At 69.8% G+C, this 25927-nt stretch carries 31 protein-coding genes; 15 read left to right on the top strand and 16 right to left on the bottom strand.

The window, feature by feature from the left end; translation table 11 throughout:
• Positions 1-16: 16 nt before the first annotated feature.
• Positions 17-535 carry a DUF2721 domain-containing protein gene (locus ABOD76_RS14790; protein WP_350242733.1) on the top strand — a complete coding sequence of 173 codons (519 nt, stop codon included), beginning with the start codon at positions 17-19 and terminating at the stop codon, positions 533-535.
• A 53-nt stretch (positions 536-588) separates the two neighbouring features.
• Here the strand turns inward: ABOD76_RS14790 and ABOD76_RS14785 are convergent, their stop codons facing one another.
• Positions 589-2316 carry an ABC transporter substrate-binding protein gene (locus tag ABOD76_RS14785; protein ID WP_350242732.1) on the bottom strand — a complete coding sequence of 576 codons (1728 nt, stop codon included), beginning with the start codon at positions 2314-2316 and terminating at the stop codon, positions 589-591.
• A gap of 235 nt (positions 2317-2551) precedes the next feature.
• On the opposite strand from ABOD76_RS14785, the gene hslO reads away from it, so the two are divergent.
• A complete protein-coding gene (hslO, locus tag ABOD76_RS14780) occupies positions 2552-3460 on the top strand; it encodes an Hsp33 family molecular chaperone HslO (protein ID WP_350242731.1) in 909 nt (302 codons plus the stop codon).
• An 18-nt stretch (positions 3461-3478) separates the two neighbouring features.
• On the opposite strand, the gene ABOD76_RS14775 is transcribed toward hslO, so the two are convergent.
• The 3 genes from ABOD76_RS14775 to hpf are packed head-to-tail and all read right to left on the bottom strand — an operon-like array spanning position 3479 to position 5181.
• Positions 3479-3910 carry a globin gene (locus ABOD76_RS14775; RefSeq protein ID WP_350242730.1) on the bottom strand — a complete coding sequence of 144 codons (432 nt, stop codon included), beginning with the start codon at positions 3908-3910 and terminating at the stop codon, positions 3479-3481.
• Entirely contained in the window at positions 3900-4589 is a 690-nt protein-coding gene (locus ABOD76_RS14770) for a ribonuclease HII (protein ID WP_350242729.1), read from the bottom strand. The genes ABOD76_RS14775 and ABOD76_RS14770 overlap by 11 nt, the downstream gene beginning before the upstream one ends.
• Positions 4590-4617: 28 nt before the next feature.
• The gene (gene hpf, locus ABOD76_RS14765) at positions 4618-5181 is read right to left on the bottom strand and encodes a ribosome hibernation-promoting factor, HPF/YfiA family (RefSeq protein ID WP_350242728.1); all 564 of its coding nucleotides are present in this window, start codon (positions 5179-5181) and stop codon (positions 4618-4620) included.
• A gap of 187 nt (positions 5182-5368) precedes the next feature.
• On the opposite strand from hpf, the gene ABOD76_RS14760 reads away from it, so the two are divergent.
• From ABOD76_RS14760 to ABOD76_RS14740, 5 genes are all read left to right on the top strand, one after another.
• Entirely contained in the window at positions 5369-5965 is a 597-nt protein-coding gene (locus tag ABOD76_RS14760; protein ID WP_350242727.1) for a DinB family protein, read from the top strand.
• 119 nt (positions 5966-6084) lie between these two features.
• Positions 6085-6471, top strand: a complete 387-nt coding sequence (locus ABOD76_RS14755; protein WP_350242726.1) for a DoxX family protein — start codon at positions 6085-6087, stop codon at positions 6469-6471.
• A gap of 117 nt (positions 6472-6588) precedes the next feature.
• Positions 6589-7251, top strand: a complete 663-nt coding sequence (locus tag ABOD76_RS14750; protein WP_350242725.1) for an ankyrin repeat domain-containing protein — start codon at positions 6589-6591, stop codon at positions 7249-7251.
• Between the two features lie 82 nt (positions 7252-7333).
• Positions 7334-7663 carry a hypothetical protein gene (locus ABOD76_RS14745; RefSeq protein WP_350242724.1) on the top strand — a complete coding sequence of 110 codons (330 nt, stop codon included), beginning with the start codon at positions 7334-7336 and terminating at the stop codon, positions 7661-7663.
• Positions 7660-7950 (top strand): hypothetical protein, encoded by a 291-nt coding sequence (locus ABOD76_RS14740; RefSeq protein ID WP_350242723.1) that lies wholly within the window; start codon positions 7660-7662, stop codon positions 7948-7950. Before ABOD76_RS14745 ends, ABOD76_RS14740 begins: the two co-directional genes overlap by 4 nt.
• A 3-nt stretch (positions 7951-7953) precedes the next feature.
• Here the strand turns inward: ABOD76_RS14740 and ABOD76_RS14735 are convergent, their stop codons facing one another.
• The 6 genes from ABOD76_RS14735 to ABOD76_RS14710 form a co-directional block, all read right to left on the bottom strand.
• Complete coding sequence (locus ABOD76_RS14735) at positions 7954-8265, bottom strand: Rieske (2Fe-2S) protein (RefSeq protein ID WP_350242722.1); 312 nt, start codon at positions 8263-8265, stop codon at positions 7954-7956.
• On the bottom strand, positions 8258-9316 hold the full coding sequence (locus ABOD76_RS14730; protein ID WP_350242721.1) for an aminopeptidase: 1059 nt from the start codon (positions 9314-9316) through the stop codon (positions 8258-8260). Before ABOD76_RS14730 ends, ABOD76_RS14735 begins: the two co-directional genes overlap by 8 nt.
• A 1-nt stretch (position 9317) precedes the next feature.
• Positions 9318-10286: a Gfo/Idh/MocA family protein gene (locus tag ABOD76_RS14725; RefSeq protein ID WP_350242720.1), complete on the bottom strand. Its 969-nt coding sequence runs from the start codon at positions 10284-10286 to the stop codon at positions 9318-9320.
• A 33-nt stretch (positions 10287-10319) separates the two neighbouring features.
• Positions 10320-11078, bottom strand: a complete 759-nt coding sequence (locus ABOD76_RS14720) for a DUF4388 domain-containing protein (protein ID WP_350242719.1) — start codon at positions 11076-11078, stop codon at positions 10320-10322.
• Positions 11079-11223: 145 nt separating this feature from the next.
• Complete coding sequence (scpB, locus tag ABOD76_RS14715) at positions 11224-11781, bottom strand: SMC-Scp complex subunit ScpB (RefSeq protein WP_350242718.1); 558 nt, start codon at positions 11779-11781, stop codon at positions 11224-11226.
• Entirely contained in the window at positions 11781-12383 is a 603-nt protein-coding gene (locus tag ABOD76_RS14710) for an L-threonylcarbamoyladenylate synthase (protein ID WP_350242717.1), read from the bottom strand. The genes scpB and ABOD76_RS14710 overlap by 1 nt, the downstream gene beginning before the upstream one ends.
• 65 nt (positions 12384-12448) lie before the next feature.
• Here ABOD76_RS14710 and ABOD76_RS14705 point away from each other — a divergent pair, with 65 nt between their 5' ends.
• Complete coding sequence (locus ABOD76_RS14705) at positions 12449-13669, top strand: type II secretion system F family protein (protein ID WP_350242716.1); 1221 nt, start codon at positions 12449-12451, stop codon at positions 13667-13669.
• A gap of 366 nt (positions 13670-14035) precedes the next feature.
• Here ABOD76_RS14705 and ABOD76_RS14700 read toward each other — a convergent pair whose 3' ends face one another.
• Together ABOD76_RS14700 and ABOD76_RS14695 are read right to left on the bottom strand one after the other, a co-directional pair.
• Positions 14036-14791, bottom strand: a complete 756-nt coding sequence (locus ABOD76_RS14700) for a shikimate dehydrogenase (RefSeq protein WP_350242715.1) — start codon at positions 14789-14791, stop codon at positions 14036-14038.
• A gap of 12 nt (positions 14792-14803) precedes the next feature.
• Complete coding sequence (locus tag ABOD76_RS14695) at positions 14804-15859, bottom strand: lipid II:glycine glycyltransferase FemX (protein WP_350242714.1); 1056 nt, start codon at positions 15857-15859, stop codon at positions 14804-14806.
• A 97-nt stretch (positions 15860-15956) separates the two neighbouring features.
• Between ABOD76_RS14695 and ABOD76_RS14690 the strand changes: the two genes are divergently transcribed.
• The 7 genes from ABOD76_RS14690 to ABOD76_RS14660 all read left to right on the top strand — a co-directional run bounded on the left by ABOD76_RS14690 (position 15957) and on the right by ABOD76_RS14660 (position 23070).
• A complete protein-coding gene (locus ABOD76_RS14690; RefSeq protein WP_350242713.1) occupies positions 15957-17036 on the top strand; it encodes a peptidylprolyl isomerase in 1080 nt (359 codons plus the stop codon).
• Between the two features lie 66 nt (positions 17037-17102).
• Positions 17103-17699, top strand: coding sequence for a TetR family transcriptional regulator C-terminal domain-containing protein (locus tag ABOD76_RS14685; RefSeq protein ID WP_350242712.1), 597 nt, complete (start codon positions 17103-17105; stop codon positions 17697-17699).
• 75 nt (positions 17700-17774) lie between these two features.
• A complete protein-coding gene (locus ABOD76_RS14680; protein ID WP_350242711.1) occupies positions 17775-18374 on the top strand; it encodes a c-type cytochrome in 600 nt (199 codons plus the stop codon).
• A 7-nt stretch (positions 18375-18381) separates the two neighbouring features.
• Positions 18382-19284 carry a globin gene (locus ABOD76_RS14675; protein ID WP_350242710.1) on the top strand — a complete coding sequence of 301 codons (903 nt, stop codon included), beginning with the start codon at positions 18382-18384 and terminating at the stop codon, positions 19282-19284.
• Positions 19281-20891: a S49 family peptidase gene (locus tag ABOD76_RS14670; RefSeq protein WP_350242709.1), complete on the top strand. Its 1611-nt coding sequence runs from the start codon at positions 19281-19283 to the stop codon at positions 20889-20891. Before ABOD76_RS14675 ends, ABOD76_RS14670 begins: the two co-directional genes overlap by 4 nt.
• 45 nt (positions 20892-20936) lie before the next feature.
• Positions 20937-21416: a MarR family winged helix-turn-helix transcriptional regulator gene (locus ABOD76_RS14665; protein ID WP_350242708.1), complete on the top strand. Its 480-nt coding sequence runs from the start codon at positions 20937-20939 to the stop codon at positions 21414-21416.
• A gap of 37 nt (positions 21417-21453) precedes the next feature.
• Positions 21454-23070, top strand: coding sequence for a VOC family protein (locus ABOD76_RS14660; protein ID WP_350242707.1), 1617 nt, complete (start codon positions 21454-21456; stop codon positions 23068-23070).
• Between the two features lie 3 nt (positions 23071-23073).
• Here the strand turns inward: ABOD76_RS14660 and ABOD76_RS14655 are convergent, their stop codons facing one another.
• The 4 genes from ABOD76_RS14655 to ABOD76_RS14640 all read right to left on the bottom strand — a co-directional run bounded on the left by ABOD76_RS14655 (position 23074) and on the right by ABOD76_RS14640 (position 25911).
• Positions 23074-24096 (bottom strand): aminotransferase class I/II-fold pyridoxal phosphate-dependent enzyme, encoded by a 1023-nt coding sequence (locus ABOD76_RS14655; RefSeq protein ID WP_350242706.1) that lies wholly within the window; start codon positions 24094-24096, stop codon positions 23074-23076.
• 242 nt (positions 24097-24338) lie between these two features.
• Entirely contained in the window at positions 24339-24833 is a 495-nt protein-coding gene (gene coaD, locus ABOD76_RS14650) for a pantetheine-phosphate adenylyltransferase (RefSeq protein WP_350242705.1), read from the bottom strand.
• Between the two features lie 19 nt (positions 24834-24852).
• Positions 24853-25380 (bottom strand): RsmD family RNA methyltransferase, encoded by a 528-nt coding sequence (locus ABOD76_RS14645; protein ID WP_350242704.1) that lies wholly within the window; start codon positions 25378-25380, stop codon positions 24853-24855.
• Between the two features lie 90 nt (positions 25381-25470).
• Positions 25471-25911, bottom strand: a complete 441-nt coding sequence (locus ABOD76_RS14640) for a superoxide dismutase (RefSeq protein WP_350242703.1) — start codon at positions 25909-25911, stop codon at positions 25471-25473.
• Positions 25912-25927 lie beyond the last annotated feature (16 nt).

Below are 25927 nucleotides of genomic sequence, written 5' to 3'. Positions count from 1 at the left end.
ACCTACACTGAGGCGCATGGAGCAGATCGCCGGCATCCTCTCGGCCATGATCACGCCCGCCGTGCTGATCAGCGCCTGCGGAACGCTGATCATGAGCACCAGCCAGCGGCTGGGCCGCAGCACCGACCGGGTGCGCAGCCTGACCCGGCGCTTCAAGGAACTGGTCAGCGAGCGCGGACAGGACGAATTGCTGGCGCGCGAGGAGAAGCGCCTGATCATCTCGCAGCTGCCGCGCATCACCCGGCGGGTCCGGCTGATTCAGCGAGCGCTGACCGCCTTCTACGCCTCGGTGGGCGTGCTGGTGCTGGCCAGCGTGCTGACCGGCAGCAGCCTGCTGCTGCACCTGGACCTGGCGGCGTGGCCGGTGGTGTTCGCGCTGCTCGGCACCGGTTTCCTGATGTTTGGGGCGATCCTGCTCACCTTCGAGGCGCAGCTGAGCTATCAGGTCACGCGGGCCGAGATGCGCTTTCTGGAACAGATGGGGCAGCACTACGCCGTCCTGTACCGAGACGAGCCGGACCCCACAGCAGACTGACCCGGCCAGTTCGGGCCGGGTCAGGGATGTGCGGGCGGTCAGGACCGCCGACGTCAGCTCTTGCTCAGGTCCTTCCAGAGCGTGCCGCCGATGAAGGAGCGCATCGGGTTGTAGGTCTCCAGCGTCAGACCCTCCAGGCCACTGCGGAAGGCGATGATGCCGGCCGCCGCGGGCACGTTGATGTAGTAGGCCTGATCGTAGGCCCGCTGACCAACCTGGCTGTACAGCGCGGCGCGCTGGTTGGCGCTGGTGATGCTGCGCGCCTGATCCAGCCACGCGTCGATCTGCGTGTCCTTGAAGTTGCTGGACGGCTGGTAGTAGCCCTTGCTGCTGTAGAAGGTGTACAGGAAGTTGTCCGGGTCGGCGTAGTCCGGGGCCCAGCCGTTGAGCAGCATCACCTCGCGGCCCGCGTTGGCGTCCTGGATCATGGTGGACCACTGCTTGGCCGTCAGGTTGACGTGGAACTTGGGGTTGATCGACTCCACGTTCTTCTTCAGGATCTCCATGGCCGTCTGAGACGCCTCGCTGCCGGTGCGGTACGACGCGTTGATGGTGAAGCCCTGGTTCCAGAGCTGGCCGCCGAACGCCTGCTGGAAGGCGTCCTTGGCCTTGGCCCAGTCGAAGCTGTAGGTCGGTACCTCGGCGTCGTAGCCGGGGAAGGTGTCGGGGAGCAGCATGGTGCGCGCCTTGCCCTTGCCCTGCTGCACGTCGCGGATGTAGGTCACGGTGTCGAAGGCGTAGTTGAAGCCCCGGCGCACGTTCACGTCGCTGAAGAAGTTGGCGGGAATGCCCTTGCCGTCCAGCTTCCCGCTGCCCAGCGCCGCCTTGTTGCCGATGTTCTCGTTCATGAAGATGGCGAAGCTGCTGGTGTTGGGCAGTTCGTCCAGCACCGTGATGCCCTTCTGGCCCTGCAGCTGCTGCTCCACGTTGGCGCGGGTACCGGCCTCGATGATGTCGGCGTCGCCCTTCAGCAGCGCCTGCTGCCGGGCGGCCAGCTCCGAGACCTTCTGGTAGAGCACGTTCTCGATTTTGGGCTTGCCGCCCCAGTACCCGTCGAACGCCTGCGCCGCCAGCGAGTTGGCGTCGCGCTTGATCATGCGGTACGCGCCGGTGCCGCTGGGGTCCTTGCTCAGCGCGCTGTCGGTCAGATCCTTGCCGACCCACTGCTGCCAGGTCGCCTCGGTGCCGTCCCATTCCCCGATCTTCTGGGCGTGCTTCATGTCCACGATGCTCTGGCCGGTGAAGGCGAGCTTGGCCAGGAACGCCGGGTCCGGCTTGGGCAGCGTGAACACCAGGGTGCTGGGGTTGCTGCACTTGACGGCCGCCGCGATCCTGGCCCAGGTGATGCTCTTGTCGTCCTTGGCGTTGCTGCCGGTCCCGAGCAGTGACTCGCTCAGGAACCAGTTGCCGCTCTCGGCGCTGTTGGTCACCAGGTTGCGGCGGAAGCTGTACTCCGCGTCTGCGCAGGTGAAGCTGTTGCCGCTGTGGAACTTGACCCCGTCGCGCAGCGCGAAGGTGTAGGTCTTGCCGTCGGCATCGGCCTTCCAGCTGGTGGCCAGCAGGCCCTTGAGCTTCGAGAGACTGCTGCCGTCGTAGGTCAGCAGCGTCTCGTAGATGTTCTCGATGAACTGGCCGGACGCGGTGTCGTAGCTGACGCCCGGGTCCAGGGTCGGGATGTCAGCGGACTCCTGAATCACGAACGTATTCGCGGTACCGGATTTGTTTCCGCAGGCCGCCAGAATCAGGGCCAGCGACGTGATAACAATCGCCTGTTTCTTCATGGTCATGCTCCCAGTGCCGGGCAGGCTCCTTTGGAACGCCGCCCAGCGTCTCTGTGTTGTTTCCGGCGCCCCCGTCCATCGCAGGCACCTCCAGCTAACTTAGTGTACTTAGTACACGTGAGTGTAGCCCCCACATGGGGTTCATCCGGATTAAATCGGACCTCACCCCGCGTCAGGCCCCGGAATTGGATGCCTGCCCCCCATGAACTTGAGTGCGGTCATGTACGGTTTCCTAATGACGATTTCCGATACGGGTTCCTTCATTCTGCGCGGGACAGCGGCGGCCGGGGCGCTGCGGCTCGTGGCGATCGACAGCACCGCCATCGTGGAGGAGGCGCGCCGCCGCCATCACCTCAGCAAGACCGCCACCGCCGCGCTGGGCCGCTCGCTGAGCGCCTCAGTGCTGCTCGCGATCCTACTGGGCAAGAAGACCGACAGCCGCGTGACGCTCCGGATTCAGGGTGACGGCCCGATCGGCTGGATCGTGGCGGAGGGCAGCGCGGACGGGCAGGTGCGCGGCTACGTGCGCGAGCCGGGCGCCGACCTGCCGGTGCGGGCCAGCGACGGGAAGCTGGACGTGGGCGGACTGGTGGGCCACGACGGTGAGCTGGCGCTGACGCGGCTGCTCGACAACGCCGAGCCGTGGACCGGCAGCGTGCCGCTGGTCAGCGGCGAGATCGCTGAGGACGTGGCCGCCTACCTGGCGAGCAGCGAGCAGATTCCCAGCGCCGTGCTGCTGGGCGTGTACGAGGAGGGCGGCCGGGTGGCCCGCAGCGGCGGCCTGATCGTGCAGGCGATGCCGGGAGCCAGCGACGAAACGCTCGCCGCCCTGGAGGCCAACATCCAGCGGATGGGGCCCATCACCGAGAATCTGCGTCAGTACTCGCTGATGGAGGTGATGCAGCGGGCGGCCCAGGGGCTGGACCTGCAGCTGGTGACCGAGGCCCAGGCGGCCCGCTTCGAGTGCCGCTGCTCGCGCGAGCGCGCGTCCGGCAGCCTGCTGTACTTCGGGGCCGCCGAACGGCAGGACATGATCCGGGAGGGCGGCCAGGAGGTGGTGTGTCACTGGTGCAACGAGCACTACCAGATCACGCCCGACGAGATTGCCGCGCTGGACGCCCAGGAAACGCACGCCCGCGCCTGAACGGGGCGGCCCGGCAGCTCAGCCCGGCTGATTCACCATATGCACCGCCACGCGGCTCAGCGCCTGATGCAACTCATCGGCGCTGGCCGCGTCAATCTGTGGGGTCTCATTCAGGGCCGCCCGCATGCAGGCCAGCCACGCTCCGGCGTGGGCCGGAGTGATGGGAAACGGCAGGTGCCGGGCGCGCAGCCGGGGATGGCCATACCGCTGGTGATACAGCGGCGGGCCGCCCAGGAACCCGGTCAGGAACGCCTCCTGCTTCTCCAGCGTGGTGGCCCACAGCGAGGAATCACGCGACCCGGGAAACAGAGGGGCCAGCAGCGGGTCCCGCGCCACCCGGGCGTAGAAATGCTCCAGCAGGGCATGCAGCCCTTCGGCCCCAATGCGCTCGTACAGCGACTGCGGACTGCCGAGGGTCAGGGGCGCGCTGGTCAGCCGGTCAGACGTCATGCCGCAGGCTAGCAGGCGGCGTGGGTTCCGCTTCCGCCGAAGCAAACAATTCGTGCTGCAGCAGGCGGGCCACCGGCGCGTAGCTGCGCCGGTGCACGGCGCTCACGCCCAACCGGTCCAGCGCCGCGCGGTGGGCCGGCGCCCCATACCCCTTGTGCGCCGCCAGACCGTAGCCGGGATGCGCCGCGTCCAGCGCCACCATCCAGCGGTCGCGCTCGGTTTTGGCCAACAGGCTGGCGGCCGCCACCGACAGGCTCAGGGCGTCGGCGCGGGCGGGGGCCAGCAGGGGCAGCGGTGTCGCGAGGCGCAGGTAATCCGTGACGAGCGCCTGGGCGGCCGGGTCCAGTCGGGCAATGGCCCGCAGCGCCGCCGCATGGGTGGCACCCAGGATGTTCAGCCGGTCAATCTCCTCCGGCTCCGCGCTCTCCACCGCCCAGGCCACCGCCACCCGCCGCACCTCGGCCGCCAGCCGCTCACGCTGCGCCGCCCCCAGCGTCTTGGAGTCGCGGAAGGGCGCACCCGTCAGGGTGGCCGGCAGGATCACCGCCGCCACCGTCACCGGCCCGGCCCAGGCCCCCCGTCCGGCCTCGTCCACGCCCGCCACCTGCAGATACCCGCGCTGCCAGTGCTGGCGCTCGAACGAGAAGTCGGGGGGCGGGACAGGCACTCGGGCAGGCACCGCCCCAGTGTAGGGCAGCCGCCCCGGCTCAGCCCTTCGGCTCGATCAGGCCGTAGTGGCCGTCCTTGCGCCGGTACACCACCGCGCAGCTGTCGCTGATGCTGCTCATAAACACGTAGAAGTCGTGGCCCAGCGCCTCCATCTGGGCGGCAGCATCCTCTGGCGTCATCGGACGCATCGCAAAACGCTTCTGCCGCACGATTTCTGGGCGGAACTCGGCCACATCGTCGCCACTGCTGTCGGCCACTGCGACCACACTGTCGGGCACGGCCTCGGTGTCCAGCTCACGCTGCTTGAGGTAGCGGGTCTTGAACTTGCGCAGCTGCCGTTCCAGCACGTCCGAGGCGCGGTCGATGGCCGCGTACATGTCGGAGTGGTGTTCCTCGGCCCGGATGATGCCGTGCGGCACGTTCAGCTGCACCTCTACCCGGTTGCGCCTGTCCGCGTCGCGCACGTCGCGCACCGTCAGTGTCACGCGCGCGTCCGTGATCTGCGGACTGAACCGGTCCAGTCGCGTCAGCTTGCTCTCCACATAGTCCCGCAGCGCTTCGGTCACTTCGACATTGCGTCCGGCCAGCTTGTAGATATGCACCCTTCCACCCCTTCAGCAGTTGTGTCCCCGGAGCGGGTCTCGTACAAAGGTCCGTTTCCGGTGGCTCAGTGTATAGGGATGATCATGAGCGTGTCAGGTGAATTGAGCACGGCAGCCGACCACGAAAAAGGTGCATAGTGGAAAGGGTGAGCCGCCTGCCGCCAGCGCCGGGCGCTACACTTCAGGCATGAGCAGAGCGAAGAACGTCTGGGTGCCCGCCGTCGTGACCGTGGCCGCCGTTGGCGCGGCGGCCGGAGCGGTGGCGGCGAGCCGACGCCGGGAGGACGTGCAGGGCTTTTTCGTGCGCCAGACGCTGGAACGTCCGGCCGCCAGCCGCAGCCATGCGGAGCTGCGTCAGGCGCTGGAGCGCAGCGGCCCCCAGCTGACCGCCCGGGTCACCCGGGCCGGCGACAGCGACCACAACCGCCGGGTGCTGCGGCACATCATCGGCATTGAGCGCTGGGGCACCTCGCGGCTGGAACACCTGATCAGCGGCAGCCCACTGCTCGAACTGGACAGCCACCGCAGCTACCTGCCGGAGGAAGACAGCAGCTGGGACGCGCTGCTGCAGGCGTTCTCCACCACCCGCGCCCGCACCATCGACGCCGCAAGGCGACTGGAGCAGCGCCCGCCCGCCCCCGGCACCACCCTGCCGCACAACGGTCTGGGCGACCTGTCGGAGAAAGGCTGGCTGCGCTACCTGACGCTGCACGCCGATCTGGAAAGCCGCAAGGTGCGGGGACGCCACGAACCCCCCGCGCTGGGCGAAGCGCAGCCAGCCTGAACACGGCTAAACCGACGCGGCGCTCGCGGGGCACGGGCGCCGTCATCACCGGGTCTTCCCTGCCCCGAAGCATGGACCAGACTACAGCCGGGCAGGGGCCGGGCCGGGCAGACTGGGCCATGCCCCGTTCACCTGCCCTGCTGCTGTGCGCCGCGCTGTTCGTGGGGGCCGGAACCCTGCATCTGGCGACCCCCGAACCATTTGAGCGCATCGTTCCGGCCTGGGTGCCTTCCGCCCGCGCCGCCGTGCTGCTGAGCGGGGTGGCGGAACTGCTGGGTGGCCTGGGGCTGCTGCTGCCCGCCACCCGCCCGGCCGCCCGCTGGGGCCTGGGCCTGCTGCTGGTGGCGGTGTTTCCGGCCAACGTGGAGATGGCGCAGCACGCGCAGCGCTTTCCTGTGCCGGCTTGGGTGTTGTGGGCGCGGCTGCCGCTGCAACCGCTGCTGCTGTGGTGGGTCTGGCAGGTCGGCCGGGCCGCCCCACCGGCCCCGCGCGCTCAGCGGCGGTAAGGCAATCCCTCCCGAGCTTCCTCCACTGGCAACCAGGAAGCGGTCCAGGCTCACCACGCCGGAACGCCCCCGGACCGGCAGCCGCGCCCCGCGACTGGGCCGGTATAAGCTGGGCAGATGTCCGCCTCTGCTCTGTTTCTGGCGATCCAGGCCAACGATGCGGCCACCGTCACCGACCTGGTGGAAGCGTTGCCGGACCTGCTCACCGCCCGCAGCCCCAGCGGACTGACGCCGCTGCTGTTCGCCGCCTATTATCAGCGGCCCCAGATGGCGCAGCTGTTGATGGACCTGGGCGCGCCGGTCTCGGCGCATGAAGCGGCCGCCTGTGGCGCGGGCCCACGGCTGCGCGAGCAGCTGATGTCGCACCCGGAGCTGCTGCATCAGGACAGCCCGGACGGCTTCTCCCTGCTCGGGCTGTGCGCCTTCTTTGGCCACACCGATCTGGCCGCCGAGCTGATCGGGCTGGGGGCCAGCGTGGACCGGCCGAGCCAGAACACCATGCAGGTCCGGCCACTGCATTCCGCCGCCGCCGGCAACCACACCGAGCTCGCCGAGCTGCTGCTGGCGCACGGTGCCGACGTGGATGCCCGGCAGCACGGCGGCTTCACCCCATTGATGGCGGCGGCCCAGAACGGCAACCTGGAGCTGGTGCGCGTGTTGCTGGACCGGGGCGCAGACCCGCTGATGCAGACCGAGGACGGCCGCGACGCCCTGTCGCTCGCCAGCGAGGAAGGGCACACGGCAGTGGTGCAGCTTCTGACCGAGCTCAACCCCCGTTAAGCACCAGCTGCGGACGCCTTGAGGGTCGTTTCAGCCTGCACATCTGCCGCACCCGGCAGACTGAAGGGTACAGGAGGTCCACATGACCGAAGACCCGAATGCCAAACTCGCGACCCGTGACCCGAATGCCATGGCTCAGCAGCCGAAGGACGCCGACTACGCTGGGGCCGAGCCGGACGAGCAGCTGGGCACCGGCGAGTCCGACCTGCTGGTGGCCGGCGCCGGCATGAGCGTGAACAGCCCGGCGGGCGCGATGGTGACGCGCGAGCAGGACCGTGACCCCAACCCCGGGTACACGCCGCCCAGCAAAATGGTCCCGCCTCACCCGACCGACGGCGCCGCCGACCTGCAGGAAGGGTCGCCGCTGGAATCGGAACTGGAGCACGGCCCCGGCCGGAGCGACCACCCGTGACCGGCACGGACGACCGGGGCGTTCCGAGCGGCAACACCGACAGTACGCTGCAGGACAGCACGCTGGGCACCACTGGCGGCGCGCCGGACGGCACCCGCCCCAGTGGCGTGCCCGCGCCGGCCGATCAGGGCGGGCTGGGCAGCACCATCGGCAGCGCGAGCGACCAGCCGGAGGTGGACGTGTCGCTGCAGGACCGGGCCGGCCAGCCGCGCGCCGAGGACCGCAGCGCCGTGCATGACGTTGCCCACCCGGACGGCCTGCCGGGCCAGGGCGAAGACCCGCAGTAGCGGCTAGAGCGGCTGCACGTACACCACCCCGTCCTCGACGCGGGTGGTGTACATCTGAACCGGCTTGACGGCTGGCAGGGTGCGGGCCTTGCCGCTGCTCAGCTCGAACTGGGCACCGTGCTTCTCGCAGGTGATGCGGCCCCGGCTGACCTCGCCGCCCAGCAGCGGAAAGTCCTTGTGGCTGCAGTTGTTCCGCAGCGCGTAGTACTGCCCCTCGAAACACACCACCACCACGCTGCGCCCGTCTACCTGAACCTCCGTCTGGCTGCCCTCCGGCAGCCCCGCCACCTCGCCGACCCTCACCGCATCACTCATTCGGGGAGTCTAGCCCGAGACACGGCACCCGCTCCGCCGCCGGACGGGCTCCACAGTGTTTCACCTGCGCATAGAAGGCCGGAAAATCGCCGCCGAGCCGCTGAAGCAGGGCCAGGAACGCCGGCACATGGTCGGCATAGGCAGCTACCGAGCCGAGCAGGGCATTGTTGAGGCCATTGGGGGTGTCCTCGAACCAGGGGTCGTAGCCGGCATACCCGTTCCAGCTGGCCTTCAGCGCGGCGTACTCGGCCCGCACCGCGTCCAGCACCTGCCGTTTGCGCCCCTCTTTCCAGGCGTCCGGCTGCGTGGCAGCGTACACCGTGGCCAGCCGGTCGCGGGCGCTCAGGAGCAGGGCATTGACCTGCGTCGAGCGCTGCTGGGCCGCGCTGCGGTCCTCGGGCGGAAGGCCACGGGCCGCGCGGTAGCGCGCCGAGCCGGCTGTTTCTACCGCCACCGCGAAGGACTCATTGAAGTCGGCGTCGCCCGGCACATAGATGACCGCGTGGGCCAGCTCATGGATGATGGTGCGGATCAGCTCGTCTTCGCCCTGGGCCAGCAGCGTGGACGGCACCGGGTCCGGGAGGCGCCCCAGGGTGCTGTAGGCGCTGACGCCGCCCACCGACACGTCGTCGCCCCGCCCGCGGAGCCGTGCGGCCTCCTGCTCGGCTGCGGCCTGCGAGAAGTAGCCCCGGTACGGCACGCAGCCCACCACCGGAAAACAGCTGGTGTTGAGCGTCACCGAGAATGGCGGCGCGTCGAAGACGTTCCAGACCAGAAAGGGCCGGCCCAGGTCCGCGTAGCTGCGAAAGGCACGGGTGTCGGGCAGGCCCAGGTCCGACACGGCATAGGCACGCACGTCCTGCACCCGCAGCAGCCGGGTCCGCACCAGCGGCGGCGTGGCCGGATCGGCCAGCACCTCCGGGATCGGCCGGGCGACCCGCAGCAGGTTCAGCTGCCCCAGGGCCGCCTGTCCCAGATACCGCACCGGGCCACAGCCGCACAGGGCCACCACGCCCAGCAGCGCCAGCGCCCCGAGTGCCGCCCGCTTCATGTCAGCCTTCTCCCACCGGCACCCGCCGTCCCTGGTGTGCCGACGCCAGCAGCGCGTCGAGCGCCTGCGCCTGCGCCACCGCGTCCTGCTGGGGCGGGTACAGGGCCGGCTCCTCGCCTGCGGCCACCCGCTGAAAGTGCTGCACCATCAGGGCATAGCCGTTAGCCCCCGGGATGGTGCGCTCCTCTCCGTTGACGGTCATGCGGCTGAGCTTGGGGTGGTTGTCGTAAGGGCTGTCCATCTGCAGCGTGCCCTCGCTCCCGATCAATTGCAGCGACTGGTGATGCTTCCACTCGAACCCGCAGCTGAGGGAGGCCAGCGGCCCGTGTTCGCCGTAGTCCAGCACCCCGCTGAGCGTCAGGTCGATGCCGCCCTCCGACCAGTGGGCACGGGCGCTGGCCGCCTGCGGTTCGCCGAGCAGCAGCCGCATCAGGCTCAGCACGTACACGCCCACGTCGTAGAGCGCGCCGCCGCCCTGTTCCGGATGCCAGCGGAAGTCCTGCGGATTGCTCAGCGTGAAGCCGTAGGCCCCCTGGGCCTGCCGGATCTCGCCCAGTTCGCCCGCCCGGACCAGCCGCACCAGTTCCTGGGCACCCGGCGCGAAGCGGTAGGCCAGCGCTTCCAGCAGCACGCGGCCCTGCTCGCCCGCCACCCGCGCGAGTTCGGCCGCCTCGGTGGCGTTCAGGGTCATCGGTTTCTCGGTCAGGACGTGCCGCCCGGCCTCCAGCATCCGGCGCGACCACGGCAGATGCAGGTCGTTGGGGAGCGGGTTGTAGACCGCGTCCAGGTCGGCGTGCTGCAGGTCCTCGTAGCGGCCGACCTGCGGAATGTCCCACTCGCGCGCGAAGGCCTCGCCGCGCGCCTGATCGCGGCAGCCGACCATGACCACTTCGCCGCCCGCCTCACGGATTGCCGGTATCAGCGCGCGCGCAATGCGCGCCGCGCCCAGAATGCCCCAGGTGAATGCCATACGGCAGGCTAATACAGATCCGGTGCAAGAGGCCTACAGCGGACGCACCAGCACCGCGTCTCCGGCATGCATCTGGGTCCTCAGCATCAGCTCCGGCGGCAGCAGCAGCAGGGCGGCAGCGCTGGCACTGCCCACCACCGGCACGCTGTGCACCTCGCCCACCGTGTCGCGGACCGCCACGTGCGAGACGTGCTTGCCGACATCCTCCCGCCAGCGGCGCAGGATGCTTTCGTTGACGACGCCCACACCCTGAACCTCGTGGGTCATGGCCACCGTGAGCCGCGCCACCCGGGAGCGGCGCGCCACCAGCAGGCCCAGGCGCGCCAGCCGGCCCAGCAGCTGGCGCGCCTGCGGGTCCTGGCTCAGCTGCGACAGCGGTGTGCCGGCCGCGACCTCGCGCAGCACGTTCTCCTCGCGCAGCGACCACGACATGCGGGCCACCCGTTCCGGCGCGGCGATGCGGGCCGGGCCCTGCAGCACCAGGTCCGGGACCGGCAGGCTGGCCAGGGCCTCCAGCGCCACGTCCTCCATCTGGTGGTCCATCAGCGGGGCCGGATGCAACAGATTCTCGTCAAAGTTGAAGTGCCCGCGCGGGTCGCTCAACAGCGCCACCAGCGCCGGCACGCCCACCAGCTCCCCGAACTGCAGGTGCATGATGCGCCCGTCACGCAGCCAGGCCTGGAATTCGTGTTCGCGGAAGACCCGCAGGACGCCGGTCCGGCGGCCCTCGGCCAGCATGACGAGCAGTTCCAGAAAGTCAAAGGTTTCAAGGGTCGCGGTGGTCTTGGTCATGGGTCCAGGGAAAGCGGGTCGAGCCAAAGATGATGCTGGCCTGCGCAGACGCGTCCGGCCAGTCCCGGAGGCTTTAGTTCTGTCACACTTTGCCGTGGCCCACAACCCACCGGCCCAATGGGGGTGGCCGTGCGACAGGTGGCCACTACCCGCGCAGCAGGTGGCTGAAGTCCTGACTGTCCAGCGTGGGCAGGTCCTGCAGGCTGAGCAACCCGAATTCCATCAGGAAGCGCTCGGTGGTGCCGTACAGCAGCGGCTGGCCCACCGCCTCGGAGCGGCCCACCACCTTGACCAGTTCGCGCTCCTGCAGCGTCAGCACGGTGCTGGCGCTGCCGCCGCGCATCGCCTCGATCTCTGCGCGCGTGACCGGCTGGCGGTAAGCGATCACCGCCAGCACCTCCAGCGCCGCCCCCGACAGGGCCGGCAGCGGCCGGGGGGCCAGGATCGGGGCCAGCTGCTGGGCCAGCGCGGACGGCACCACCAGCCGGAAGCCGCCCGCCACCGCCTCGACCCGGAATCCAGCCCCGACCTGCTGCAGGGCCGTGTCATAGCCCTGCACCAGCGCGGCGGTCGCTTCCGCGTCCACTCCGAGCAGCTCCGCTAGTTCGGCCACGGTCAACGGTCGGCCCGCCGCCAGCAGCGCCGCACCCAGCAGTTCGTGGCGCGCTCGCTGCTCGGGCGTGACCGCTGTGGCCGCCGGCATCAGCGCAGCTCCGGCAGTGGCGGCAGCAGCGACCCGCGCCGCACCACCACCCCGCTGCGGGTGTCGATGACGGTGCTGGCCAGGCCGGCGACCGTTCCCACGTCATCTTCAATGCCAAACAGCAGGTCCGCCAGCCCGTACTGCTGCGCCTGAGCCGCCCTCACAGCGGGAGGTGCGCCACTGGGATTCAGACTGGTGGTGACCAGCACCCCGCCCGCGGCCTGCAGCAATGCCTGGGCCAGCGGATGGTCCGGCACCCGCAGGCCAACCACGCCGTCCGGGGCCAGGTCCGGCGGGCAGCCGGGCCGCGCACGGGCCAGCAGCGTCAACGGTCCCGGCCACCACGCCGTCAGCCGCTCAAACAGCGGCTGGTCCGGCGCCACCCACTCGCGGGCCAGCTCCGCGTCCTGACACGACAGCTGCACCGGCTTGAGCGGGTCGCGGCCTTTGCGCTGGTACAGGCGTTCCAGCGCCTCCGGATGACCCGGCAACACCGCCAGGCCCCAGACGGTCTCGGACGGGTAGCCGACCACCTGGCCGGCCTGAAGTGCCTGCAGCGCCGCCGTCAGGGCATCCTGGGCTGAAGTTTGGATCTGGATCATGGGGCACCGTGGAGATGCGAAATTGCGTAAGCAACTTGCAAGACGCCCTCATTATACTGACTCGCATGGCCGTGTTTGAATATCGCGTTCGGGACCGCAGCGGGAAAATCATGAGCTCGCAGCTGGAGGCCGACAGTCTGGCTGCGGTGCGCGACAACCTGCGCTCCAAGGGCCTGATGATCGTCGAGATCAAGGCGGCCAAGACCGGCCTGAATGCCGACATCAAGATTCCGTTCCTCTCGGACCGCCCGCCGGGCCTCAAGCAGGTGGCGATCTTCTCGAAGCAGATGGCCACCCTGATCAACGCGGGTGTGCCGCTGGTCCAGTCGCTGTCCATCATGCAGCGCCAGCTGGAGGACAAGAGCTTCCAGACGGTGCTCAAGGCTGTCCGCACTGACGTGGAGTCCGGCACGCCGCTGTCGGAGGCCATCGCCAAGCACCCCAAGGTGTTCTCCCGGCTGTACATCAACCTGATCCGTGCCGGCGAGACCTCCGGCACGCTTGACGCGATCATGGAACGCATTAGCGATTTCCAGGAGAAGGAACTGGCGCTCAAGGGCAAGCTCAAGAGCGCCCTGACCTACCCGGTCATCGTGCTGGTGTTCGCTGTCGCCATCACCTACTTCCTGCTCACCACCATCGTGCCGCAGTTCGGCGGCATCCTGACCCAGCTGGGCGCGCCGCTGCCGTTGATCACGCGCGGCCTGATGGCCACCGCCGACTTCCTGCAGCACAAGAGCTGGGTCATCGTGCTGGTGGTGGCGGCCGTGGTAGTGGCCTACCGGCAGTACTACAAGACCCCCAAGGGCCGCCTGATCATCGACACCCTCAAGCTGCGGCTGCCGGTGATGGGCGCGCTGCTCAAGCGCAGCGCCATCGCGTCGTTCACCCGCACCTTCGGCCTGCTGCTCGCCAGCGGCGTGAACATCATCGAGAGCCTGGAAATCACCAAGGGCACTGCCGACAACGCCGTGATCGAAAACGCCATTGAGAATGCCCGCAACGTGGTGATGGTGGGCGAGCAGATGAGCGGATCGCTGGCCGCCAGCAACATCTTCCCGCCGATGGTGGTCTCCATGGTCTCGATCGGTGAGGAAACCGGTGGCCTGGACACCATGCTCGGCAAGGTCGCCGACTTCTACGAGCGCGAGGTGGACGAAGCCGTCGAGGGCCTCACGGCCGCCATTGAGCCGGTAATGATCGTGTTCCTGGGCGCCATCGTGGGCCTGATCGTGGCGGGCATGTTCCTGCCGATGTTCGCGATCATCGGTCAGCTCAGCAAGTAACAGAAAGCAGCGCTTGCAAGGACCGGGCCACCCGGTCTTTTCTCTTTGCCTTCATGACGGCTGACCAACGCTCCTGAGGGCCACTCCAGGCGGCACCACGTGGTCAGTACCGCGGACACAGTCCAAACCCAACAAGCTCACCACCGCATCGTCCAAGAAGAACTGGGTGCATAGCATCCACACTGCGCCAGTCGGTGCTGGGGCCGACAGTGGGCCGAGTCGACGCGTCAGAAGCCCCGAGGCAGTCTCCCCTATGCCGGTGGTCAGGATCTTGGTGGCCCAGAACAGCGCGGTTACCCCCCGACACCTTAGTGAGCAGCGGGCATCGGGTCACTGCCCCATCCTGCCGGGACCTCTCCTAAAAACTCAATCCAGCAGCGTCGTCAGTGGCTCCAGCGCGTCCGGCACGAAGCGCACGCCGGTGGCATGCAGCAGCCGCCGGGCCAGTCGCAGAACCGGCAACGCGGCCAGCGGGACCAGGGTGGCGCCCGCCTGCCGAGCGGCCGCCCCTGCCCGCCCGGTGAGGTCCAGCACCGCATGAAACGGTTGCAGCAGACCTGCCGGCACGCTGCCGGCGGTCAGCACGATCAGATCGGCGCGTTCCGCCAGGCCGGGCAGCGCCGGGTCCGAGCGCGACACCGCGCCCAGCAGCAGGCCGGCTGGGACCTCGCGGCCCAGCTGTTCGGCCAGCGGCCGCGTGCTGGCCGCCAGCGTGACGCTGCTGAGGCCCAGCCGGGTCAGCGTCACGCCCACCTGCAGATCGGCGCCCACGCCCAGCAGCAGCGCCCTGGCGCCGCGCACCGGGTAGCCGCTCTGCTCCAGCGCGTCCAGCAGCGCGTCCGGCAGGGTGTAGGTAGCCTGAACGCCCCCGGCGAAGGCCAGCGCGTCGGCGAGGCCGGCCCGGCGCGCCGCGCTGTCCGGCTCTGCATGGCCCAGCAACTCCGCCTGCAGGGTCGGATGCACCAGCGCTCCGCTGTAGCGCAGGGTGGCGCACGCCTCTAGCACGTCCGGCAGCGGACCGGGCGGCACCGTGACGGCCGTGAGGCCCAGGTCCCTCAGGCTCCGTCCCACCTGCGGCGGGTACCCGAACAGCGCGAGCGGCGTGTCATGGGCCACACTCACGCAGGCCGCCGGTTACAGCACATCATCGGCACTGCCGCGCCTCCTGAGGTTGTTGCGGGTCTTGCGCGTCCGCAGCGCCCGGGTGATCAGCGGCGCCAGCGGACTGAGCGGCAGGCTGTAGGCCGGGTACCACACCCTCGTCCCGCCGAAATTCTCCTTCATGCGGTAGATACCGAAGCTGTGCTTCTCCTCGTCCAGCCGGCGCGGAATGCCCCAGAAGTCAAACAGCTGGTAGCCGCGCGCCCGGGCGTCCAGCATCGCCCCCCAGTAGAAGGCGGTGGGCGCCTTGACGTCCTTGCGCGGCTCACCCGTCTCGGTGGGCCGGTCGTCCCGGACGCTGCCGCCGAACAGGTAATACGTGCCCGCGCCCATCGTCAGGAAGAAGCCGCCCGCCAGCGCCCGGCCCTCGTGGCGGGCCAGCACCACGTAAGCCTCGCCGCCGTAGCGGCTGCCCTCCTGCAGCATCGTCTCGTAGTAGCGGCGCGGAAAGGCGCCCAGCTGGGCCCGCTCGTTGGTGGCCGTGAAGATGTCCCAGAAGTCCTGGAACTGGTCGTCGCGGCCCACCGTCACCCCGAACTTCTGGGCGGCCCGCACGTTGCGCCGGGCCATGCTGTGCAGACCCGCGAACAGCGTGTCCTCCGGCTGACTCAGGTCGCTGATGATGGTATGTTCCGGCTGCTCGGCCTCGGCGCGCTGCCAGCGACCGTGGCTGGCCGGAATGTCCGTCTCCTGCAGCGGCACGGGCGGCTCGATCTTGACCAGCACGTCGGTCGGCCGCGCCGCCTGACGGATCACCCCGGCCAGTTCCGGCAGCAGGTCCAGCGACTCGAGCGCCGGGCCGCGCGGGGCGTAGAGGGTGCTGAACCCCGGCACCAGGGTCTTGCGGAGCAGCTGCAGCGCCCCCACGGTGCGGCCGCCGTCGCGGATCAGGTATCGGAGCGGCTGCTGGCCCAGGACGCGCCGGGCCTCGCCGTAGCCCCAGCCCTGCAGGGCGCTGGTGATGGGCAACGAGCGCACAGCGTCGTCATAGAGATGGGCATCCTGGGTGGCTTCAAGGCGCAACGGCACGGGCAGGATTGTAGCGTGTTGCAGAGCTGAACGCGGAGCGGCCCTGGCTCAGCCCATGTTCACCGCCCGCCGGGAGACAGTACGGTAGAGTGGGCGGGTGAAAACAATCTTCCTGACCCTGGCCCTCGTCGCCGGCGGGGCCGTGCTGGCCCAGACCACGCCGAGCACCCCGGCGGCACCGGCCCAGACCGCGCCCAGCACGCCTGCCGCGCCGGCCCAGACCCCCAGCACCCCGGCACAGGACCCGGCCACCACGGTGGGGACGGTCGGCAGCGAGACGGTCACGCTGGGCCAGTTTGAGGCGTACTTCCGCGAGGCGGTGGCGCGCACCGTGAACGGTCAGGGCGTGCCGCTCTCCGACGACGTGCTGCCGTACTTCAACCAGTACCGGCCGCAGCTGCTCGATCAGCTGGTGCGGGAGCGCGCGGTGCTGCAGCTGGCGGCCAAGGCGGGCGTGCAGGCTGACCCCGCCAAGGTGGACGCCGACGTGGCCCAGGCGCGTCAGGGCTTCACCGACGACACCGAGTTCACCAGCGCCCTGCAGGCCAGCGGCTACGCCAACGAGGCCGCCTTCCGCAGCTCGCTGACCAGCAGCGCGGTGTACAGCAACTTTCTGGACACCCTGAAGGGCCGCTTCACTTTCGGCGACGCGGTGGTGGCCGGCTACTACAACCTGCACAAGGCCGACTTCACCAAGAAGGCCGAGGCCTGCGCCAAGCACATCCTGGTGCCGACCCAGGCCGAAGCCAACACCGTGGTGACGCAGCTCAAGGGCGGCAGCAGCTTCGAGGACCTCGCCAAGCAGAAGTCCAAGGACCCCGGCAGCGCGGCGCAGGGCGGCGACCTGGGGTGCCTGGCGCCCGGTGAGACGGTGGCCGCCTTCGACAAGGCCGCCTTCACCGGCCCGCTCAACACCCCGCAGGTGGTGCAGACCGAATTCGGCTGGCACGTGCTGCTGGTCAGCAGCCGCACGGCCGCCGGCCTCGCGCCGCTGGCCGACGTGCAGGCGGGCATCCGCGATCAGCTGGGCCGCGAGGCCGCCCAGAAGTACCTGGACGCCCAGGTCAGGAAGATCCGCATCACCACCGTGCCGGACGTGGTCAAGCTCGACACGCCCGCCGAGGACACCGAGACGCCCAGCACGCCGAGCACCCCCAGTACGCCCAGCACCCCCTGAGGAGAGGCGCCCAATGCAGCGGGACAGGGAAAACCCCTGTCCCGCTGCGCTTGCTAGACTCGCGGTGTGGCGCGCAAGGTCAACCCGATCCAGGACCGTCAGCGCCGCGCCGGCCTGGAGCAGGCCGCCTACCTGGCCATCTTCGAGCAGGGGTACGCGGGCGTGACGCTCTCGGACATCGCGCGGCAGGCCGGGGTCAGCAAGGGCACGCTGGTCTACCACTTCGGCAGCAAGGAGGGCCTGCTGGCGGCCGTGATGCGCCGCTTCGTGCGGACCATCGCGGTGGCGACCCGCCGGGCACTGCGGCAGGCGGTGACGCCCCAGGCCAAGCTGGAAGCCTACGTCGAGAACCAGTTCTACGGGCTGGCCAACACCCGGCGCTTCTACACGGTTTACCTGGACTTCCTGGCGGCCAGCACCCGCGACCCGGCGCTGATGCAGGTGCAGCGCGCCTTTGTGGACGAGACGCACCGGCTGGACCTGGCGCTGGCGCGGCTGCCGGGCGAGGCGGGCGCCGATGACCGGGCGTGGCAGCTGCGGGCCATGGTGGACGGGCTGAGCGTGCGTTTTCTGTCGGACCCGGACCCGGACCTGGAGCGCTATCGCCGCCTGTGTCTGCACGGCCTCACGGCCCTGCTGCAGCTGGATGAGCGCGCCGGCTGACGGCCCTTCACACCCGGCAAAGATGCGGCTCCAGGGCGACAAACGCCCCTGGGGGCCTGTGCTAGCCTGACACATATGAAGAACACGTTCGCCGTCTCGATGACCGTGCTGCTGGCGCTGACGCTGGGCGGGAGCATCCTGGGCTACCGGATCGCCACCCGCGAGGAGCAGCCGGCCGCCTCCATCTCGTCGGCTGCCAGTGAGGCCTCCAAGGAAACGTCCAACGAGCCGGCCACCGCACCGGTGTCGCCCGACACCACCACCGCCAGCAACACCCAGGCTCCGGCCGACGCCAGCGGCAACCAGACCGAAGGCGCCAGCAGCGGCGCGGGCACCGGCAAGGCCCCCACCGCGCCCACCGACGGCACGTCGGTCGGGCAGCAGCCGAGCGGACAGAACAGCCAGGCGGTCGGGAACGCCGAGCAGGGACGCGCGGTGTTCGCGTCGGCCAGCTGTGCCGGCTGCCACGGCGCCAACGGAGGCGGCGGCATCGGCCCGGCGCTCAACGTGGCCGACGGCCCCAAGAGCTGGACGCTCGATCAGTTCCAGCTCGCGCTGCGCGAGCGCCAGGCGCCGGACCGCAAGCTCAACCCCCCGATGCCGCAGTTCAGCCCGGATCAGGTCAGCGACGCCGACGTCGCCAACCTGCTGGCCTACATCAAGACCCTGAACTGAGCGCCGGATGCTGCGGCTGCTGACCACCGCGCCGCTACCGGACCTGTGCCCGCACGCCACGCTGCTGAACCCGGTCGCTGAGGACCCGGCCAGTCTGCACGGCGCCGCGGGCCTTCTGCTGCCGCATGACGGCGGCCCGGTGGCCGATGTGCAGGATCGCCCGGACCGCTGGGCGCTGCTGCAGCTCGCCTCCAGGGCGCTGCGGATGCAGCTGCCGGTGCTGGGCTGGGGCAGTGGCGCGGCGCTGCTGGGCCGGGCCGCGGGCGGCCGGGTGGGGGCGGCCCGCCTGGATGGTGAGGTCATCTGGACCCGGTTGACCCTGACTGTTCAGCTGGACGGCGAGCTGTGCCTGGAAGCCCCGACCCTGAGCACCGAGAGCCAGCTGAACGGACTACCGGTGCTGTGGCGGCTGGGACCATCCTGGGGGTTTGCTGGGACTGAGTTGCCTCCGGCGGTGCTAGCCCGGTTCTTGGAGACGCTGCCCGCTGTCTCGCCACAGCCGGCCAGCCTGCTGGAGGCCATCGGCGGGCCGGACGTGCTGGCCGCCCTGCTGGACGACTTCTACCGGCGCTGCCGTCAGGACACGCTGCTGGGACCGGTGTTCGCCCGGCACGTCCATGACTGGCCGGACCACCTGCGCCGGGTGCAGGGCTTCTGGCGGATGGTCCTGGGAGACGGCCCGCACTGGCGCGGCGACCTGAATGCCGCGCACCGCGACCTGGGCCTGAGCGCCGCCCACCTGGAACGCTGGCTGGCCCTGTTTGCCGAAGCGGCCCACGCGCAGCTGTCGCCCCGGCTGGCCGACGAACTCCACCGCCGCGCTGTGCGGATGGGTGCCCGCCTGGGCCGTCCGGCCGCCCAGCGCTCCGGGGAACCTTCCTCACCTGCCGGACGTACCCTGACACCATGAACCTTCCTTTTCTGCCCCGCTCCGGTGCCGATTCGCTGCCCAAGGGCGTCAGTAAGCCCACCTGGGTGGTGCTGGACATCGCCGGTGACTATCCGGCGCTGAATCCCGGCACTCCGCTGGCCGCCCTGCTGTCGCGGCAGGAGACGCTGGAAGCGCTGACCGCCCGGCTGGAGCGTCTGGCCGACGCCAGCTGGCTGCACGGCGTGTTGCTGCGCTTCGGGCAGTACAGCGGCGGGCTCAGCACCTCGGCCTCGCTGCGTGCCGCCTTCCAGCGGCTCAGCCAGCACAAGCGCACCGTGGCGTGGCTGCCCACCATCAGCATGCCGGCGCTGCTGGCCGCGTCCGGCGCGCAGGAGGTGGCGGCCCCCGAGTCGGCCGAGATCAACGTGCTGGGTCTGGGCATGGAGATCACCTACCTGGGCGAACTGCTGCGCAAGCACGGCATCGCCTTCGAGAACCTGCGGATCCGCGAGTACAAGTCGGCGCTGACCCGCTTCAGTGACGCCGAGATGGACCCCTACAACCGCGAGCAGCTGACCGCGCTGCTCGACAGCATGGAGCGGCAGTGGGTGCAGGAGCTGGCCGAGGCCAGAGGCGTGAGCGAGCCACAGGCCCAGGCGTGGCTGGACCGCCCGCTCAGCTCGGCGGCGGCGGCGCAGCAGGCCGGGATGCTGGACCGGGTCGCGTACGAGGACGAGCTGATCGGCCCGGCGTCCCGGCCGCTGGAGGCGGTGCTGGACCTGCTGAAGCCGGCGGCTCAGGGTGGACGCAAGGGGGGCCGGGTGGCCATCGTGCCGGTCATCGGCAATATCGTGACCGGCAAGTCCCGCAACAATCCGCTGCCGCTGCTGGGCGGCCGCACCGCCGGGTCGGACACGGTGGTGGCCGCCCTCAAGCGGGCCAAGCAGGACAAACAGACCCGCGCCATCGTGCTGTACGTGGATTCGGGCGGCGGCTCCGCCCTGGCCTCGGACCTGATCTGGCGTGAGGTCCGGACCAGCGAGAAGCCGGTGGTGGCGGTGATGGGCGCGGTGGCCGCCTCGGGTGGGTACTACGTGCTGGCCCACGCCCAGCAGGTGATCGCCAGTCCCTACACCATCACCGGCAGCATCGGGGTGGTGAGTGGCAAGCCGGTGCTGGAGGAGTTCAACCGCCGGCAGGGGCTGAATCCGGAAGGCGTGGCCCGCCGTGATCAGGCCCTGATGTACAGCGGCGCGCGGCCCTTCAATGACACAGAGCGCGGCTATGTGGAGCGCAGCATCATGGAGGTCTACGACCGCTTCACCCTGCGGGTGGCCGAGGGACGTGGCCTGACCCAGACGCGGGTAGACGAATTGGGGCGCGGGCGCATCTGGAGCGGCGCCGACGCGCTGGAACTGGGCCTGGTGGACGGCCTGGGCGACCTGCAGACCGGCATCGAGCGCGCCTGTGAGCTGGCGGGGCTCCCCTACGACGCGCCCACCTGGACCGCCACGCCGGCCCGCCACGGCCCGCTGCCGGAATTTGCCCAGCAGGCGGCCGATCAGGCGGCCCAGCTGAGCTTTCAGCTGCCGCGCCCCCAGGAACGGGTGCTGATGTGGCTGGACACCGAGCTGACCATCCGCTAAGTTTGGGGCCGCCCGGCTGCTCCGAACCTGTAAGATCAGTCACCTATGCCCACACGTTACGACGGCACGCCAGAGGAACGGGCTGCACTGGACGCCTACATCAAGGTCTGGCGGGCCGCCCACGCGGTGGAGGTCCAGGCCAACCGGCATCTGGCGGCCCACCGCCTCACCATCAGCCAGTTCGGCGTGCTGGAGGTGCTGCACCATCTCGGCCCGCTCAGCCAGCGTCAGTTGGCCGAGAAGATCCTGCGCAGCAGCGGCAACCTGACCATGGTGATCGACAACCTCGAACGAGACGGGCTGGTGCGCCGCACCCGCGATCTGCGTGACCGGCGGATTATGACCGTGTCGCTGACTGAGCGGGGTGAGCAGCTGATCGTGTCGCTGCTGCCGGCTCACGTGGCCGGTATCGTGCAGGTGTTCTCCGGCCTCACGCCGCAGGAACTCGCCACACTGGCCGCCCTGTCCCGGAAACTGGGCCACTCGCTGACCACGCCCGCCGCCACGCCTCAAGGTAAGGCGTGACACACAACCGCTTCACATCAAACGGCCTAATGCCGGCATGACACAGCCAGTTCAGGGACTGCACCACGTCACCGTAATGGCCTCCGACCCGCAGCGCAACATCGACTTCTACAGCGTGCTGCTGGGCCAGCGGCTGGTCAAGGTGACGGTCAACTTCGACGATCCCGGCACCTATCACCTGTACTACGGCGACGAGGTGGGCAGCCCCGGCACGGTCATGACCCACTTTCCCTGGCCGCATGCGGAACGGGGCCGGCGCGGCAACGGCGAGGCGGTGGGCACCGCCTACAGCGTGGGCCGGGCCAGCCTGGACTTCTGGCGCGAGCGGCTGGCGCACCTGAACGCGCAGCAGACCGAACGTTTCGGACAGCCGGTGCTGACGGTGGAAGACCCGGACGGGACCTGGGTGGATCTGGTGGCTGACGACGGGCTGAACGTGCCGCAGCCGTGGGCCGACGCACCGGTGCCGGCAGAGCATGCCCTGCGCGGCTTTCACAGCGTGACGCTGTGGGTGGAGAGCGCCGATTCGGTCCGCGACCTGCTGGTGGGACAGCTGGGCTTCACGGAGGTGGGCCGCGAGCCGGACCCTCATGGGCTGCGGGTGCGCTTTCAGGGCGCGGGCGCCGGAGTGGGGCTGTATGTGGACGCGGTGGAACGGCCCGGCCAGCCAAAGGGACAGTTCGGGGCCGGCAGCATTCATCACGTGGCGCTGCGGACCGTGGACGACGCGGAGCAGGCCGAGTACCTGACGCAACTGCGGGCGGCCGGCTACCCGGCGACGCCGGTGCAGGACCGCCAGTACTTTCACAGCATCTACTTCCGCGAGCCGGGCGGCGTGCTGTTTGAGATCGCCACCGACGCCCCCGGGTTCCCGGACGACGAACCGGTGGCTGAGTTGGGGCAGCACCTGCGCCTGCCGCGCTGGTTTGAAGGTCACCGCGAGGCCATCGAGCGGCGGCTGCCGCGCATCGTCAACCGCGAATCGGGCAGCGTGCTGGGCGGCGGTCAGACCGGCGAGGGCCAGCCGGTCACGTTCCGCGACCCGGACCTGCGGCAGTCGGGGCGGGCCCCGCACCACACCCGGGTGGCGCTGGTGCTGGTGCACGGCCGGGGCGGCACCGCCGCCGACATCCTGCAGCTGAGCGAGCAGTGGAACATGTCGGTGTACGCGGTGCTGGCCCCGCAGGCGAGCGGCAACAGCTGGTATCCGCAGAGCTTCCTGGCCCCGCTGGAGCAGAACCAGCCGCAGCTGGATCAGGCGCTGGAGCGGCTGGACACCCTGCTCTCGGACCTGGAGCGGGCCGGCATTCCACCGGCCCACGTGATGCTGGGCGGCTTCTCCCAGGGGGCCTGCCTGGTGAGCGAGTACGTGGCGCGCCATCCGCAGCGCTACGGCGGCGTGTTCGTGTACAGCGGGGCCCTGCTGACCCTGGACCACCACGGCGACCTGCAAGGCACCCCGGTCTTTATGGGCAACAGCGACCACGACCCGCACATTCCGGACGAGCGCTTCCAGGCGAGCGCGGAAGTGTTCCGGAGCCTGGGCGCCCGGATGGACGCCCGCATCTATCCGGGCCTGGGCCACACCATCCACCAGGACGAGCTGGACGCGGTGGGCCGCCTGATGCAGCGGCTGAGCCTGGAGAGCGTGTAGCCGTTAGCTGCGCACCCCGCCCAGCACGCTGAGCAGCGCGTTCTGAAGTGTCGCATTGTCCTCAGGCCGCCGCACCGAGATGCGCAGGGTATCGGTCAGGCCCAGGTCGCTGCACTCGCGCACCCGCAGGCCCCGGTCCAGCAGCGCCTGCGCCACGCGCGCTGCGTCAGGCAGCTGCACCGTCAGGAAAGGGGTGCCGTGGTGCTCCACCCGGCCCACCCGCGCCAGCGCCCGGGCCAGCTCGCGGGCATCCTCGTCCACCAGCGGCAGCGTCTCATTGAGGTGCGTCTGCGCCTGCGGCAGCGCGGCCAGAACCGCGGCGGTGGCGGCGGGCAGCAGCCACGCGGGCGCCAGATTCCACAGGGCGGTGGCCGTCTCCAGCGCCGCCACCGCGTAGGCGGGCCGCAGTCCCGGCAGGCCATGGGCCCGGCCCGGCGACGACACCGTGACCAGATGCGAATGCAGCGGCGGCATCCGTAGCCCAACAAACGGCGCGTAGGTCTGATCCAGCACCAGCAGGGTGTCGTTCGCCTGACAGGCCACCAGCAGCTGCCCCAGCACCTCATCCGTGTAGGTATGGCCGGTGGGGTTGTGCGGGTGGCCCACGTAGACGAGCTGCACGTCCGACCGGAGCGCTGCGGCCAGTTCGGCCGGCGGCAGCGGTTCCAGGGTGCCGCCCGCCAGCTGTACGGCCCTCGTGAACTCACGGCTGGCGGCTCCGGCGCTCAGCGCCCGCCCGCCCTGCGGCAGGTACCCGCGCACAATGCGGTGCAGCAGTTCAGGCCCGCCCAGCCCCGGCACCACCGAGGCCGGCTTGACCCCGTGCAGGCGGGCCAGCGCGTTGCGCGCCTCGCGATACTGCGGGTCCGGAAAGCGGGCCTGATCGGCGGTCTGAACGGCCCGCATCAGCAGCGGATTGGGACCGTAGGGGTTGGTGGTGACGCTGAAATCCAGCCGGACGAAGGCGGTGCTGTCCAGGCCGCCCGGCTGGGCCGGCGGCAGGGTCGGATGGAGTGGTACGGGCATGCAGGCTCCCTCTGAGGCAGTGAGGCGCGGTCCGGGGGCCGGCGGCCGGGGGGCGGCCAGCCCAGCTCAGCACAGACCCCGGAGGACGGCGCAACGCAGCAGAGGGGGGTCAGGGTCAGCCGATGATGCGGGGCACCCAGGCCGGTCCAGCCCGACGGGCCAGCGACCTGGATGCGCGGTACCTGTCCCGGCTGATCCACCCTTAGTCTAAAGGATCAGACAATGGAGTGGAGCTTCTGCCTTCAGCGGCCGGCTTCCAGCTCGGCGTACTTGCGGCGCAGCGCCTCAGCGCTGGCCAGCGGCACCATGCTCCCGATCTCGCCCCGGTAGCTGGCGATCTCCTTGGCCATGCTGCTCGAGACGTAGCTCCAGCGGGTGGCCGCCATGATGAAGACCGTCTCCACCTCGCCCAGCTGCCGGTTGAGGTGCGCGATCTGCAGCTCGTATTCGTAGTCGCTGACCGCCCTCAGGCCGCGCACGATGATGCCCTTGCCCTGCTGACGCATGTAGTCCACCAGCAGGCCGCTGAAGCTGTCCACGCTGACGTTCGGAAGCTGGGCGGTGGCCTCATGCAGGATCGCCAGCCGTTCCTCCAGGCTGAACAGATGGCGGCCCTGCTTGCGGGCGTTGTGCATTACCGTCACCGTGACGTGATCGAAGATCTTGGCCGCGCGGGTCAGCACGTCCATGTGCCCGTTGGTGATCGGGTCGAAGCTTCCGGGAAAGACGGCGTTCATGCTCGTGAATCCTACCGGATCAGGCGGGGTCGCGGGTGTACAGGCTCAGCACGTTGCTGCCGTAGCGCCGACGCTCCAGCGTGTAGCCGCGCTCCTCCGGCAGCTCCACCTGGGTGGGGTGCTGCGCCACCAGCAGGCCGCCCGGCACCACCGGGAAGAGCCGCAGCAGCCGTACTGTCAGCGCCGGAATGTCCTGGCCGTAGGGCGGATCGCTGAACACCACGTCGAAGGTGCCGAGCTTTGGCAGCAGGGCCAGCGCGTCGCCGGCCAGGATCTGCGGACGCAGGCCCAGGGCGCGGGCATTGCCGGTCAGGGTCCGCACTGCCGCGGCGTCCCGCTCGGTCACCGTGACGGTGTAGCCGCGGCTGGCCGCCTCCAGGGCGATGGCGCCGCTGCCGCCGTGCAGGTCCAGGAAGCGCCCCTCCGGCTGCCGCACCGCCAGCAGATCAAATAGGCTCTTGCGGACCCGCACCCCACTGGGCCGGGCACTGTCCGGCACTGAGAAGGTCCGGCCCTTGGCCACGCCACCAAGAATGCGCAGGCTCACCCGCCGTCACCCCGTTCAGCACGTCTCACCGCTGCAGGCTAGCAAAAGACGCGGGCCGGCAGCGCTGCCGGCCCGTGCCCACCCGTGGGCCTACTTGATGGCGGTGCAGGCCACGCCGTCGTCGGCGGGCGTGCCCTCGGCGTCGGAGGCGGTGTGGACGTTGATGTAGGTGGCGTCCGCGATGGCGCTGGTCATCACCGAGCCGCTGAGCGTCAGCATGCCGGTGGCGTCGCTCTGTCCCACCATCTTGCTGGCCATGATCGGCGCGCCTTTGCTGAGGCACGGGGCCGCGTCGGCCGTGCCCTGCAGGTGGTAGTGGCCCACGTAGTAGGTGTTGGCCGCCAGCCCCGTCAGCTTGACGGTGGTCATCGTGTTCATGGCGTCCTTGGTGACGCTGGCGGTGCCGGAGGCCGTGACGCCGACCGGCGCCGTGGTCTGAGGCCCGAATTGATACGACATGGGCGTGCCCATCATCATGGCGCACGAAGAGAGCGTGGCGGCACCGAGCGTCATCAGCAGGAGCTTCTTCATGGTGTTCCTCATTTCT

Source organism: Deinococcus sonorensis KR-87 (assembly GCF_040256395.1).
Lineage (GTDB): Bacteria > Deinococcota > Deinococci > Deinococcales > Deinococcaceae > Deinococcus > Deinococcus sonorensis.
The sequence above is the reverse complement of the archived record's forward strand: the minus strand, read 5'-3'. Positions and strand labels throughout refer to the sequence as shown.

Bases quoted from the DNA above. Each gene is read 5' to 3' on its own strand.
- ABOD76_RS14790 (WP_350242733.1), top strand. From the start codon at position 17: ATGGAGCAGATCGCCGGCATCCTCTCGGCCATGATCACGCCCGCCGTG.
- ABOD76_RS14785 (WP_350242732.1), bottom strand. From the start codon at position 2,316: ATGAAGAAACAGGCGATTGTTATCACGTCGCTGGCCCTGATTCTGGCG.
- hslO (WP_350242731.1), top strand. From the start codon at position 2,552: ATGACGATTTCCGATACGGGTTCCTTCATTCTGCGCGGGACAGCGGCG.
- ABOD76_RS14775 (WP_350242730.1), bottom strand. From the start codon at position 3,910: ATGACGTCTGACCGGCTGACCAGCGCGCCCCTGACCCTCGGCAGTCCG.
- ABOD76_RS14760 (WP_350242727.1), top strand. From the start codon at position 5,369: ATGAGCAGAGCGAAGAACGTCTGGGTGCCCGCCGTCGTGACCGTGGCC.
- ABOD76_RS14755 (WP_350242726.1), top strand. From the start codon at position 6,085: ATGCCCCGTTCACCTGCCCTGCTGCTGTGCGCCGCGCTGTTCGTGGGG.
- ABOD76_RS14750 (WP_350242725.1), top strand. From the start codon at position 6,589: ATGTCCGCCTCTGCTCTGTTTCTGGCGATCCAGGCCAACGATGCGGCC.
- ABOD76_RS14745 (WP_350242724.1), top strand. From the start codon at position 7,334: ATGACCGAAGACCCGAATGCCAAACTCGCGACCCGTGACCCGAATGCC.
- ABOD76_RS14735 (WP_350242722.1), bottom strand. From the start codon at position 8,265: ATGAGTGATGCGGTGAGGGTCGGCGAGGTGGCGGGGCTGCCGGAGGGC.
- ABOD76_RS14730 (WP_350242721.1), bottom strand. From the start codon at position 9,316: ATGAAGCGGGCGGCACTCGGGGCGCTGGCGCTGCTGGGCGTGGTGGCC.
- ABOD76_RS14725 (WP_350242720.1), bottom strand. From the start codon at position 10,286: ATGGCATTCACCTGGGGCATTCTGGGCGCGGCGCGCATTGCGCGCGCG.
- ABOD76_RS14720 (WP_350242719.1), bottom strand. From the start codon at position 11,078: ATGACCAAGACCACCGCGACCCTTGAAACCTTTGACTTTCTGGAACTG.
- scpB (WP_350242718.1), bottom strand. From the start codon at position 11,781: ATGCCGGCGGCCACAGCGGTCACGCCCGAGCAGCGAGCGCGCCACGAA.
- ABOD76_RS14710 (WP_350242717.1), bottom strand. From the start codon at position 12,383: ATGATCCAGATCCAAACTTCAGCCCAGGATGCCCTGACGGCGGCGCTG.
- ABOD76_RS14705 (WP_350242716.1), top strand. From the start codon at position 12,449: ATGGCCGTGTTTGAATATCGCGTTCGGGACCGCAGCGGGAAAATCATG.
- ABOD76_RS14680 (WP_350242711.1), top strand. From the start codon at position 17,775: ATGAAGAACACGTTCGCCGTCTCGATGACCGTGCTGCTGGCGCTGACG.
- ABOD76_RS14675 (WP_350242710.1), top strand. From the start codon at position 18,382: ATGCTGCGGCTGCTGACCACCGCGCCGCTACCGGACCTGTGCCCGCAC.
- ABOD76_RS14670 (WP_350242709.1), top strand. From the start codon at position 19,281: ATGAACCTTCCTTTTCTGCCCCGCTCCGGTGCCGATTCGCTGCCCAAG.
- ABOD76_RS14665 (WP_350242708.1), top strand. From the start codon at position 20,937: ATGCCCACACGTTACGACGGCACGCCAGAGGAACGGGCTGCACTGGAC.
- ABOD76_RS14660 (WP_350242707.1), top strand. From the start codon at position 21,454: ATGACACAGCCAGTTCAGGGACTGCACCACGTCACCGTAATGGCCTCC.
- ABOD76_RS14655 (WP_350242706.1), bottom strand. From the start codon at position 24,096: ATGCCCGTACCACTCCATCCGACCCTGCCGCCGGCCCAGCCGGGCGGC.
- coaD (WP_350242705.1), bottom strand. From the start codon at position 24,833: ATGAACGCCGTCTTTCCCGGAAGCTTCGACCCGATCACCAACGGGCAC.
- ABOD76_RS14640 (WP_350242703.1), bottom strand. From the start codon at position 25,911: ATGAAGAAGCTCCTGCTGATGACGCTCGGTGCCGCCACGCTCTCTTCG.